The following is a 12,809-nucleotide window of genomic DNA, read 5'->3' as shown; positions in this document are numbered from 1 at the left end:
GTACAAGATGAAACCATCTGCCGCTGGCGCGCTCCAAATTTTGCGACCGTCTTCTTCTTGCGCAGAGCAAAACGATGCAATTTTTATCCAACCCCCATGGCTGTGAAGGTTGGGCCGGTGAAATGGCTCAGCGGATTCGCGCATTCGACTGGTCCACCACCGACCTGGGCCCGCTCGACCGCTGGTCCACCAGCCTGGCCTGCACTGTGCAGATGATGCTGGCCTCGCCGGTGCCCATGGTGATGCTGTGGGGGCGCCTGGGCTACATGATCTACAACGACAGTTATTCGGTATTTGCCGGCGGTCGCCACCCCTACCTGCTGGGTACGCCGGTGGAGCTGGGTTGGCCGGAGGTGGCCGAGTTCAACCGGCAGGTGGTGGACACTTGCCTGGCGGGCGGCACCTTGTCGTTCAACAACAAGGACCTGGTGCTGCTGCGCAACGCCAAGCCGGAAACCGTGTGGCTCGACCTGTATTACAGCCCTGTGGCCGGGGACAACCAGCAGCCCGCCGGGGTGCTGGCGATTGTGGTGGAGACCACTGAACTGGTGAAGTCCGAACAGGTGCGCCAGGAACTCACCCATAACCTTGAGCAGCGGGTGGCCGCCGAAGTGCAGGCGCGCTATGCCGCCGAAGACCAGCTACGCCAGTCGCAAAAACTGGAAGCCATCGGTGGCCTTACCGGCGGTGTGGCCCATGACTTCAATAACCTGCTGCAAGTGATTGCCGGCAACCTGCACCTGTTGGCTCGCCATGAACCGGACAACCCCCAGGTACAACGCCGTGTCACTGCCGCCATCGCGGCGGTGGAGCGGGGGGCCAAGCTGTCGGCACAGTTGCTCGCGTTTGCCCGGCGCCAGCCGTTGTCGCCAGCAGTGCATAACCCGCAACGCATCTACGCTGGGTTGGGCGAGTTGCTGCAGCGAGCGCTGGGAGAGACCATCCATATCGATGTGCACATGCCTCAAGATGCCTGGCTGATCAACGTTGACCGCAACCAGTTGGAAAACGCGCTGCTCAACCTGGCGATCAATGCCCGCGACGCCATGAAAGGCGAGGGCGTAATTCGCATTACCGGCGAAAACATCATCCTCAACCCCGTCGATTGCGTCGGCAAGAGCATCAAGCCTGGCGAGTACGTGCGCCTGGCCGTCACCGATACCGGCGTGGGCATGCCTGCGGCGGTGCTCAAGCGTGTATTCGAGCCGTTCTTCACCACCAAGCGTGAAGGCCACGGCACCGGGCTGGGCTTGAGCATGGTGTTCGGCTTTGTGCGCCAGAGTGGCGGGCATGTAGAGATGTGGAGCGAGGAGGGCAAGGGCTCGGTGGTGCAGATGTACTTCCCCCATAGCCTGGAGCCGGAAAGCCGCGACCTGCATATCGACCATATGCCCCACAGCGGGGGCCAGGAAACCATCCTGGTGGTGGAAGACAACGAAGGCGTGCGCCTGACTGTCGTTGAATTACTGCAACAATCGGGCTACACCGTGCTGACCGCCGAAGACGGCGACCGCGCCATGCAGGCGCTGCAAGGCGGTGTATTGCCCGACCTGATCTTCACCGATGTGGTCATGCCCGGCCGCGTCAAAAGTACTGACCTGGCCCATTGGGCCCGCGCGCAACAGCCTCCCGTGGCGGTGTTGTTCACCTCCGGCCACACCCGCGACATTCTTTCCAGCAACCACCTGCTGAGCTCCGATATTCATCTGTTGAGCAAGCCCTACAGCCCCGAAGCCCTGACGCAACGGGTGCGCAGTGTGCTCACCGCCCGATAAGGTTGACCATGACTTCACAGCGCAACATCCCCCAACACCTTGGTTATGTGCGGGTGCGCGGCGCCCGTGAGCACAACTTGCGCAATGTCGATGTGGATATTCCACGGGATGCCCTGGTGGTGTTCACCGGCGTGTCGGGTTCGGGCAAATCCTCCCTGGCGTTTTCCACGGTGTATGCCGAAGCCCAGCGACGCTATTTCGAGTCGGTGGCGCCTTACGCGCGGCGGTTGATCGACCAGGTGGGTGTGCCGGATGTGGACTCCATCGAAGGCCTGCCGCCCGCCGTGGCCCTGCAACAGCAGCGTGGCACGCCGAGTGCGCGCTCGTCGGTGGGCAGCGTCACCACTTTGTCGAGCCTGGTTCGCATGCTCTACTCCCGCGCCGGCAGCTACCCGCCGGGCCAGGCGATGCTGTATGCCGAGGACTTCTCGCCCAACCTGCCCCAAGGCGCGTGCCCGCAGTGCCACGGCCTGGGCCGCGTATACGAGGTGACCGAAGCGTTGATGGTGCCCGACCCTTCCCTGACCCTGCGCCAGCGCGCCGTGGCGTCCTGGCCGTTGGCGTGGCAGGGCCAGAACCTGCGGGACATCCTGGTGACCCTCGGGTATGACGTGGATATCCCTTGGCGCGAGCTGCCGAAAAAACAGCGCGACTGGATCCTGTTCACCGAAGAAACCCCCACCGTCCCGGTGTACGCAGGCTTCACCCCCGAGCAGACCCGCGAGGCCCTCAAGCGCAAGCTGGAGCCCAGTTACCAGGGCACCTTCAGCGGTGCGCGGCGCTACATCCTGCATACCTTCACGCACACGCAAAGCGCGCTGATGAAAAAGCGCGTGTCGCAGTTCATGCAGGGCAGCGCCTGCCCCTTGTGCGAAGGCAAGCGCCTGACCAAGGCGGCGCTGTCGGTGAAGTTTGCCGGGGTGGATATTGGTGAGTTGTCGCAGCTGTCGTTGTCCCAGCTTGCCGACCTGCTACGCCCGGTAGCTGCGGGGCAGGACAAGATGAAACTGTCGGTGGAAAAGCGCCTGGCCGCGCAACGTATCGCCCAGGACCTGCTGGAGCGGGTCAGTACCTTGATCGAGTTGGGCTTGGGTTACCTGTCCCTGGAACGCAGCACGCCGACGTTGTCGTCCGGGGAGTTGCAGCGCCTGCGCTTGGCCACGCAGTTGGGCTCGCAGCTGTTCGGCGTGATCTATGTGCTGGATGAGCCCTCGGCGGGTTTGCACCCGGCGGATGGCGAGGCGTTGTTCACTGCGCTGGACCGCTTGAAGGCGGCGGGCAATTCGTTGTTTGTGGTGGAGCATGACCTGGAAACCATGCGCCGCGCCGACTGGCTGATCGATGTGGGCCCGGCAGCCGGGGAGCATGGCGGCCATGTGTTGTACAGCGGGCCGCCGGCGGGGTTGGCGCAGGTTGAAGCCTCGCAGACCCGCGCGTACCTGTTCGCCGACAAGCGCGTACCCGACCCAGCGCGTCGCAGACCCCGTGGCTGGCTGAAGCTGGAAGGCGTGACGCGCAACAACCTCAAGGGCCTGGACGTGGATTTCCCGCTGGGTTGCTTCACGGCGGTGACGGGCGTATCCGGCTCGGGCAAGTCCAGCCTGGTCAGCCAGGCGCTGCTGGAACTGGTGGGGATGGGCTTGGGGCACGTCGTGGAAAGCGACGAAGAACCAAGCCTGGAGGACGATGCCCCGCAAGCCAGTGGCGGGCGTATCGGCGGGGGGCTGGAACATATCCGCCGCCTGGTCCAGGTGGACCAGAAACCCATCGGCCGCACACCGCGCTCCAACCTTGCGACCTATACCGGGCTGTTCGACAACGTGCGCAAACTGTTTGCCGCGACACCCGCCGCTAAAAAACATCAGTACGACGCCGGGCAGTTCTCTTTCAACGTCGCCAAGGGCCGTTGCCCGAACTGTGAAGGAGAGGGCTTTGTCAGTGTCGAACTGCTGTTTATGCCCAGCGTGTATGCGCCATGCCCAACGTGCCATGGGGCGCGCTACAACCCCCAGACCCTGGCGATCAAATGGCAAGGCCTGACCATCGCCCAGGTGTTGGGGTTGACCGTGGAGCAGGCGGTCGAGGTGTTTGCCGAACAGCCTGGGGTGTTGCGCTCATTGCAGGTGCTGCGGGATATCGGCTTGGGTTACCTGCGCCTGGGGCAGCCGGCCACGGAACTGTCTGGTGGCGAAGCGCAGCGCATCAAGTTGGCCACCGAGCTGCAACGCAATGCACGGGGGGCCACCTTGTATGTGCTGGATGAGCCCACCACTGGCCTTCATCCTCGTGATGTGGACCGTTTGCTCAGCCAACTCAATACCCTGGTAGATGCGGGGCACACAGTGGTCGTGGTCGAGCATGAAATGCGCGTGGTGGCCCAGAGTGATTGGGTGATTGATATCGGGCCGGGGGCAGGGGACATGGGCGGTAAGGTTATTGCCTGCGGCACGCCGCAGAAAGTCGCCAAGAGCAAAGCCAGCCGTACCGCACCGTTCCTGGCCCGAGCGCTTAGCTAGCAGGCCGGTGAGGTCAAATGCGGGAGCTGGCTTGCCTGCGAAAGCGCAGGGTCAGCCAGCAACTGTGGCGACTGACCCACCGCTTGCGCGAGCACGCCCGCTCCCACAGGGGGGGCAGTGGTGTAGTCAGTTTCTCGGCCTGGCATGGATCAACATTGGGCGAGTTGGATCTGGGCCTTGGCTTGCTTGGCCACATTTTCGGCGGTGAACCCAAACTTCTCCTGCAACTTGGCCAACGGTGCCGACGCGCCAAAGCTGTTCATCACGACCTTGGCCCCGGTCTGTCCCACATAACGGTCCCACCCCAAGGGGCCGGCCTGTTCCACCACGACCCGGGCCTTTATCGCTGGCGGCAATACGCTGTCGCGATACGCTTGGTCCTGGTCTTCGAATAGCTCCCAACTGGGCATTGAAACGACCTGTGCAGCAACACCTTCGGCCTTGAGTTGCTCATAGGCCGCCACCGCAAGGCCGACTTCACTGCCGGTCGCCAACAGCAATACTTCAGGGTTGTCCGCTGCTGCCAGGACATAGGCGCCCTTGGCTGCTCCAGATGCCGATGCGTATTTTGTGCGATCCAACGTCGGCAATGCCTGGCGCGACAACACCATGCAACTGGGCCGATGCGTCTGCGCCAGCGCCACTTTCCATAGCTCCAGGGTTTCATTGGCATCGCCGGGGCGCAGGGTCAGCAGCCCTGGTGTCGCGCGCAGTTGGGTCAGGTGCTCGATAGGCTGGTGCGTGGGGCCATCCTCACCCACGCCAATCGAGTCATGGGTGAACACGAACACCACTGGCAATTCCATAATGGCCGCCAGGCGGATCGGCGGTTTCATGTAGTCGCTAAACACCAGGAAGGTCGAGGTATACGGCCGCAGATAGGACAGCGCCATGCCATTGGCAATCGCCCCCATGGCGTGCTCACGAATACCGAAATGCAGGTTGCGCCCGCTGTAGTCGTCGGCACTGAAACGCCCGGCACCGTCAAAGGTGAGGTTGGTCTTGGTCGAAGGCGACAAGTCTGCCGACCCCCCCAGCAGCCAGGGGATCTGCTGAGCGAACGCGTTCAACACTTCGCCCCCCGAGGCACGGCTGGCCACACCCTTGGCATCGGTAGCAAAGCGGGGCAGTTGCGCCTGCCACTGCTCGGGCATATGCCCTGCGCGCATGCGCTGCAGTTCGTCGGCCAATTGCGGGTCGAGCGTGGACAGGGTGCTCTGCCACTGTTGGTAAAGCGGATCGGCCCGTTCCTTCAAGGCATCGCGTAAAACCGTGCGTGCTTGATCAGGGACCAGGAAATGGGCGTCCTCAGGCCAGCCATACGCCGCCTTTGTCAGGCGAATTTCTTCATCGCCCAAGGGTTCGCCGTGGGCGGAGGCGGTGTTGTGTTTATGGGGCGAGCCGTAGCCGATCACGCTGTCGACCACGATCAGGGTCGGGGCGCCGCGATGGGTCTTGAAGCTCTCCAGCGCGCCGCTGAGTGCCTGTAGGTCATTGGCATCGGTGACGTGCAGGGTGTGCCAGCCGTAGGCCTGGAAGCGCTTGATCACGTCCTCGCTGAACGCCAGCTCGGTGTGGCCTTCGATGCTGATGGTGTTGTTGTCGTAGAGCCAGCACAGGTTATCCAGCTTCAGGTGGCCGGCCATCGATGCGGCTTCACTGCTGATGCCTTCCATCATGTCGCCGTCACCGCACAGGGTGTAGACGTTGTAGTCGAACAGCGCCTGATCGTCACGGTTGAACCGCTCACCCAGCCAACGCCCGGCCATGGCCATGCCCACGCTGTTGGCACACCCCTGGCCAAGGGGGCCGGTGGTGGTTTCCACGCCCGTGGTCATGCGGTACTCGGGATGGCCCGGCGTCTTGGAACCCATTTGCCGGAACTGCTTGATATCGTCCAGGCTGATGGCCGGCGCGCCAGAGCGCTGGCCATGGGCGTCAATCTCGACCACTGCGGCCAGATGCAACAGCGAATACAGCAGCATCGAGGCATGCCCCACCGACAACACAAAGCGGTCGCGGTTGGGCCAGTCGGGATGCTCCGGGTGGTAGCGCAGGAAGCGACTCCACAGCGTATACCCCACCGGCGCCAGGCCCATGGGCGTACCCGGGTGGCCGGAATTGGCCTTTTGCACGGCGTCCATCGCCAGGGTACGAAGGGTATTGATGCACTGGGTGTCGACAGCGGTGGCGGCGTGAGTCATGAAACCGGTCTCCCTCGGGTGGCTATCTAGAGTGGAGGGCAGGGCAAGGCAAAGGTTTGATCCGATCCCGCGCGCCACGACGAACGGGGCGTATTGATCTCAAACATGACAAGACCCTGTGCAATGGTCTAGTTTCTAGGGCGTAAGCCATTGATCAACTTGCGGAGGTACGCCATGCCAGTGAAACACGACCTGTATCAGGACTTGGGGTTGAGCAAGGAAGTCGTTCACGAACGCAGGGCGGGGGACAAGCGTTTGGACTCGCTGCTCGATAAGTACGATGCCGCTGACGGGGAGGTGCTGGAGGCGGAGTCGTCCAAAGCCAGCGATGAGGAAGTGGAGAAACTCAAGAAAAAACGCTTGCTGGTCAAAGACGAGATTGTGGAACGCTTGGGTTAGCGCCATGGTTGTGGCGAGGGAGCAGGCTGCCTCGCCACGTACATTGCTAGGTCAGCAGTGCTCGGATGCATTCATCGATAGAGCGCTGCTGCGTCTTTTCATAGAGTCCCAGTTCATCAATCGTTGAGCGCCCCAGCGCTTTTTCGAACTCCACCCGGTTCGAATTGACCCCATAGTGGTTCTGCGCAGCATCCCCCAGGTTTGACTGAAAAATCCCCGCCGCACTCACCGGCAGGAAATCCTCGTACACCAAGGGTTCCACCTCCACATGGCCCGCCGCGATCAGCGTGCCCAGCGTGTGGGGTTGATCGGCTGTACCCCGTGCGGCCAACCCCTGTTCGGTAGGGAAATAGCGAAAGTAGGCCAGGCCCTGTTCGCGCATTTCGACGTGGGTGTCCGGGAAGGCTTCAAAGTGTTGCTCCATCAACTGCACGTAGCGCGCAGCGTTGCCCTCATTGGGGGATGCGCCGAGTTCGTCGCGGGCGGCGTTGAGCAATTGGTCGTAGAGGGCGCGGCCCTTGGGAGTGAGCGCCACGCCGCGCTGTTCGATTTCACCGAAGCGTGCGCTGTGGCTGCCTTGGGCGTCGCTGAAGGCGATGGGTTCGTCGAGGGCCTTGAAGCTGGTTTGGCGCAGCAGGATCGGGCAACGGCGGCGCGGTGGGCCTTCGATCACGGCTTTGGGGGTAATGCCTTTGCTTGGCATGGCCGCCTGCACCTGGTCGATGTCCAGGGTACGCGGGGTGAGGTGGTTGATGTGCGGGCCTTTGAAGGCCACCACATCGGCAATCAGGCGGTGCTGGTCGCTCAGTTGCTGGTACTGGGCGCGGGTGACGGTGGCGGTGTGGTGCCAGCGAAAGGTTTCCAGGGCCTGGCGGATAAACGCCTCCGCGTCGGTGGCGTTCAGGCCGCCGTGTTTTTCCGCTTGTTCGATCAGCGCCAGGGCGCCGGGAGTGAAGATCGCCCGCTTGGCCAGGGCAGTCTCGGCAAAGGCGCGCAGGTCTGGGTTTTCGATCAGTTCCAGGCGCAGCAAGGAGGTGAACACTCGAAACGGGCTGGTTTGCAAGGCGCGTTCATGCACGGCGCGAAACGCGGTGGAGTGCACGGGTACTCCGGCTGGCGTCAGGTCGTAGTACCCCACCGGTTGCATGCCCATCACCGCGAACAGGCGCGCGATAGTGGCCAATTCGTCGGCGGTGCCCACACGAATGGCGCCATGGCGCTCCATGTCCAGGCGCTGGATTTCGCCGGTGCGTTGCAGTTGCTGCGCAAGGCCTGGCGCGTTGTCGAGCACCTGGGTATTGGTCTCGGCCACCAGCGTCATCAACGCGCCATACAGCGGTACTTCATCCCGGTACATATCGGACATGGCCTTGGAAAAGCCCTTGCGGATCTCGTCGGGGCTGACATGTGCGCTGGTGTGCATAGAAAAATTCCTGATGACGACGGTGGTGGAATTGGCCGATGCCTGGATTTTGTTGGGCAGGCGTTAACCGTGCAAACGAAGATTCCTCAGGACTTCATTCTGCAAATGAATGACATGACCGGGATATGACAAAAAACGGCCTGCGCGAACTTTCATTTTACCCCCGGTTTTCCTAACTAATTCTTCACGGAGTTCGCCCCGTTCGGCATGAAAGAATCGTCACGTTTGCAAGGATGAAAACGCCGTTATGCACATCACACACATAAAAAAATGTTTAGGGGCCGTCATTAATGAAGATTTCTACACTGGCGCTGTCGATCGCCGCCGCCGTTCTTGCGCAACAGGTTTACGCTGATGATTTTGGGCTCGGCTCCTTGGGGACGGGCACCGGGCACAGTGGGTTCCTGGAAGACAGCCATGCGGCTGTCAGTTCACGGACCATGTACTACAGCGCCGATAACCGCTCGGGCACCAACAACGATTTGCGCGAAACCGCCACGGCGCTGCGCTTTGACTACAAGTCCGGCTACACCCAGGGCACCCTGGGCGTCGGTTTCGATGTGATGGCCTTTGGTGCATTGCGCCTGGACGGTGGTGATGGCCACACCGCAGGTGCAGGCCTGTCGGGTAATGGCAACAGCTTCTTCCCGACCAAGAACAACGGCACTGAACCTGCCGACTCCTTCGGGCGTGCGGCGGGTAACGTGAAGTTCCGTATTTCCCAGACCGAGTTGCATGTGGGTGGCGGCTTGGCGCCGGTGCTGCCGATCCTGGTGTCCAATGACAGCCGCGTCGCACCGCAAACCTTTGATGGCGGCATCCTGACCTCGAACGATATTCCCAACGTGACCTTTACCGGCGGTGAGCTGAACCACGCCCAGGGCCGTGCGTCGAGCAACTCCACCGGCTTGAGCGTGGCCGGCGGCACCCGCGACAGCAACAGCTTCAAATTTGGCGGTGTGGATTACAAACCCTTTGGCTCTTCCGACAACGCCATCGCGAAAAACCTGACGTTGCAGTATTACTACGCCAACCTTGAGGACTTCTACAAACAGAACTATGTCGGCCTGGTCCATGTACTGCCCCTGGGCAATGATCAATCGTTCAAGACCGACCTGCGTTACTTCGACAGCACCAACGATGGCCAGAATGGCGAAACTGGCTACAAGTTCAACAACAACGGTGGTTATGCCAAGCACGCAGGTGAAGTGGACAACAAAACCTACAGTGCGGCCTTCACCTATCAGTTGGGGGGCAGCAGCCTGATGCTCGGCCATATCGGCGTGGGCGGGGATGGCGGTTTCGTCTGGGTCAACCAGGGCAGCCTTGCCGACCCACACGCACAGGGCGCGGGCGGCAGCGACTTTTACCTGTTTACCGATGCTGTGGTGGGCCAGTTCTCGCGCGCGGGTGAGCAGGTCAATTTTGGCCAGTACGCCTATGACTTCAAGGCCTATGTCCCGGGCCTGAAGGCGTCGGTGGCTTACCTGGACGGTAAAGACATCAAGTCCGCCACTGCCGGTGGCCCTGACCAGAAGGAAAATGAAACCGATTTCCGTCTGGACTACGTGGTGCAGGCCGGTCCTCTGAAAGGCTTCGGTACTACCTTGCGTACCGGCACCTATCACGGCAAAAACACCGGCACTGCCGACCAGGATCAAACCCGCCTGATCTTCAACTACACCTACGCGATCTTCTAAACCTTCATGTGCATACGGGCGTGGATGGGTTCTACACTGCTCCTCACTGTGTAGGAGAGGGAGGACCCAATGACGGCCACGCCCGTAAACCGAAATGCTCGACACGATTGAAGGCCAGCGCCTGGCAACCCAACAGGCCGAGCGTTGGCGCGAGTGGGGGCCTTACTTAAGTGAACGCCAATGGGGCACGGTGCGCGAAGACTACAGCGCCGATGGCGATGCCTGGGCGTACTTCCCCCATGAACATGCCCGCAGCCGCGCCTACCGCTGGGGCGAGGACGGCCTGGCCGGTTTCAGCGACAAGGCACAACGCTGGTGCCTGGGCCTGGCCCTGTGGAACGAGCGCGACAGCATCCTCAAGGAGCGCCTGTTTGGCCTCAACAACGCCGAGGGCAACCACGGTGAAGACGTCAAGGAACTGTACTTTTTCGTCGATGGTGTGCCGAGCCATGCCTACATGCGCATGCTCTACAAATATCCCCATGCCGCGTTCCCCTATGCCGACCTGATCTCCGAGAACGCCCGCCGTGGCCTGGAGGATGCCGAGTACGAAATCCTCGATACCGGGGTGTTCGAAGACAACCACTATTGCGACGTCTGCGTTGAATACGCCAAGCATGAACCCGACGATATTTTTATGCGGGTCACCGTGCATAACCGCTCGCAGCAGCCCACGCGCTTGCAAGTGCTGCCCCAGTTGTGGGCGCGCAATGACTGGAGCTGGACCGTTGATGCGCCCAAGCCCCAGTTGCAAATGGCGGGCGAATATGTGCTTGCCCGCCATCATGAGTTGCCTGACCGCCACCTCAGTGCCTGGGGCCAGGAAGCTGTGGAATGGCTGTTCTGCGAAAACGACAGCAATCTGCCTCGGCTGGACGGGCAACCGGCGCCGGGGCCGTTCAAGGATGGGATCAACGACTACGTGGTGGGTGGTGATCAAGCGGCGATCCGCCGTGACCGCGGCACCAAGGTGGCCGCGCGCTTTATCCTCGAACTGGCGGGCCTGCAGAGCAAAATCCTGTATCTGCGTTTTTCTCCCGTGGACGCAGCTCAGGTCAACGCCCGCAAGCTCTTCGAACGCCGCCGCCAGGAGGCCGATGACTTCTACGCCGCCTTGCAGCACGGCATTGCTTCTGAGGATGCGCGTAACGTGCAGCGTCAGGCATTGGCGGGGTTGTTGTGGTCCAAGCAGCTGTACTATTTCGACGTCAATCAATGGCTCGACGGCGACCCGGCCCAGCCCGCGCCGCCGCCCGAGCGCCTGCATATCCGCAATACCCATTGGAGGCACTTGTCCAACTTCGACATCCTCTCCATGCCCGACACCTGGGAGTACCCGTGGTATGCCTCGTGGGACCAAGGCTTCCAGGCGGTGGCCTTTGCGCTGATCGATCCGGGTTACGCCAAGCAACAACTGCTGTTGCTGGTGAAGGACCGCTTCATGCACCCCAATGGCCAGTTGCCGGCCTACGAGTGGCGTTTCGACGACGCCAACCCACCGGTACACGCCTGGGCCAGTTGGCGGGTGTATCAGCAGGACAAGGCGCTGAACGGCGTAGGCGATATGGATTTCCTGGAGCGGATCTTTCACAAGCTGCTGCTGAATTTTTCCTGGTGGGTCAACCGCAAGGACGCCGAGGGGCGCAACCTGTTCCAAGGTGGTTTTCTGGGGCTGGACAACATCGCCTTGTTCGACCGCTCGGCCACGTTGCCGCCGGGTTACCAGTTGGATCAGGCCGACGGTACCGCATGGGTCGCCGCCTATGCCCTGGACCTGATGCGCATAGCCCTGGAACTGGCCAAGCGTAACGGCGTGTACGTGGATATTGCGGTGAAGTTTTTCGAGCACTTCCTGTATATCGCCGGCGCCATCAACCGCGTCGACGACAGCGCCGAAGGCTTGTGGGATGAACAGGACCTGTTTTTCTACGACGTGCTGCATCGCCCCGATGGTGAGAACGAACCCGTGCGCCTGCGCTCCATCGTCGGCTTGATGCCGCTGTTTGCAGTGTTGGTGCTGGAGCAACGCGAACATGAAGGTCTGGACGGGTTGCGTGAGCGCTTGCTGGGTTTTATGAAGCATCGGCCGGACCTGGCCAAACTCGTGTCGCGCTGGAATGAGCCGGGGCAAGGCAATCGCTTGCTGCTGGCATTGCTGCGCGGTGAGCGCACCAAGGATCTGCTGCGGCGCATGTTGGATGACCGCGAGTTTTTATCGGCATTTGGCGTGCGCTCACTGTCCAAGGCCTTCGCCGAGCAACCCCTGGCGTTGAAGATGAATGGCAACACGCTTTGCGCCAGCTACCAACCAGGCGAATCCGACTCGCGGCTGTACGGCGGCAACTCCAATTGGCGCGGGCCGTTGTGGATGCCGGTGAACTACATGCTGATCGAATCCTTGCGCGAGTTTCACCGCTACTACGCGGACAACTTCTCAGTGGAGTATCCGACGGGCAGCGGGTATCTGGCATCTCTGGAGGAGGTAGCTGACAGCCTCAGCGAGCGCCTGATCGGGTTGTTTCTAAGGGATGAAAATGGCTTGAGGCCATCGATGGCGGGGTATGCGCAGTTGGAGGCTGACCCGGCGAGCCGCGACCTGGTGCTGTTCCATGAGTATTTTCATGGGGAGACCGGGCGTGGGTTGGGGGCGTCACATCAGACGGGGTGGAGTGCGTTGGTGGCGTTGTTGCTACAGGCAAAGACCTAAGGTGTGGATGAACCAAATGTGGGGGCGGGCTTGCTCGCGAATGCGGCGTGTCAGTCATGGATTGGTCAACTGATACACCGCATTC

6 protein-coding genes and 1 pseudogene are annotated in these 12,809 nt (G+C 61.5%); 5 read left to right on the top strand and 2 right to left on the bottom strand.

The genetic code is table 11. From position 1 onward, the window contains the following. Positions 1 to 74 precede the first annotated feature (74 nt). Together DYL59_RS08510 and uvrA are read left to right on the top strand one after the other, a co-directional pair. A complete protein-coding gene (locus DYL59_RS08510) occupies positions 75 to 1,775 on the top strand; it encodes an ATP-binding protein (RefSeq protein WP_135288776.1) in 1,701 nt (566 codons plus the stop codon). Positions 1,776 to 1,783: 8 nt separating this feature from the next. Beyond that, the gene (gene uvrA / locus DYL59_RS08505; protein ID WP_135288775.1) at positions 1,784 to 4,291 is read left to right on the top strand and encodes an excinuclease ABC subunit UvrA; all 2,508 of its coding nucleotides are present in this window, start codon (positions 1,784 to 1,786) and stop codon (positions 4,289 to 4,291) included. Between the two features lie 149 nt (positions 4,292 to 4,440). On the opposite strand, the gene tkt is transcribed toward uvrA, so the two are convergent. Then, positions 4,441 to 6,495: a transketolase gene (tkt, locus tag DYL59_RS08500; protein WP_135288774.1), complete on the bottom strand. Its 2,055-nt coding sequence runs from the start codon at positions 6,493 to 6,495 to the stop codon at positions 4,441 to 4,443. A 174-nt stretch (positions 6,496 to 6,669) separates the two neighbouring features. Between tkt and DYL59_RS08495 the strand changes: the two genes are divergently transcribed. Continuing rightward, complete coding sequence (locus tag DYL59_RS08495; RefSeq protein WP_135288773.1) at positions 6,670 to 6,894, top strand: DUF465 domain-containing protein; 225 nt, start codon at positions 6,670 to 6,672, stop codon at positions 6,892 to 6,894. A gap of 46 nt (positions 6,895 to 6,940) precedes the next feature. Here the strand turns inward: DYL59_RS08495 and hglS are convergent, their stop codons facing one another. Beyond that, positions 6,941 to 8,317 carry a 2-oxoadipate dioxygenase/decarboxylase HglS gene (gene hglS / locus DYL59_RS08490; RefSeq protein ID WP_135288772.1) on the bottom strand — a complete coding sequence of 459 codons (1,377 nt, stop codon included), beginning with the start codon at positions 8,315 to 8,317 and terminating at the stop codon, positions 6,941 to 6,943. Positions 8,318 to 8,607: 290 nt separating this feature from the next. Here hglS and DYL59_RS08485 point away from each other — a divergent pair, with 290 nt between their 5' ends. Both DYL59_RS08485 and DYL59_RS08480 read left to right on the top strand, forming a co-directional pair. Next, positions 8,608 to 10,017: an OprD family outer membrane porin gene (locus DYL59_RS08485; RefSeq protein ID WP_135288771.1), complete on the top strand. Its 1,410-nt coding sequence runs from the start codon at positions 8,608 to 8,610 to the stop codon at positions 10,015 to 10,017. A 69-nt stretch (positions 10,018 to 10,086) separates the two neighbouring features. Beyond that, a pseudogene (locus tag DYL59_RS08480) lies at positions 10,087 to 12,724 on the top strand (MGH1-like glycoside hydrolase domain-containing protein). Positions 12,725 to 12,809: the final 85 nt, after the last annotated feature.

Source organism: Pseudomonas kairouanensis, from assembly GCF_004682055.1.
GTDB classification, from domain to species: Bacteria; Pseudomonadota; Gammaproteobacteria; order Pseudomonadales; family Pseudomonadaceae; genus Aquipseudomonas; species Aquipseudomonas kairouanensis.
The sequence above is the reverse complement of the archived record's forward strand: the minus strand, read 5'-3'. Positions and strand labels throughout refer to the sequence as shown.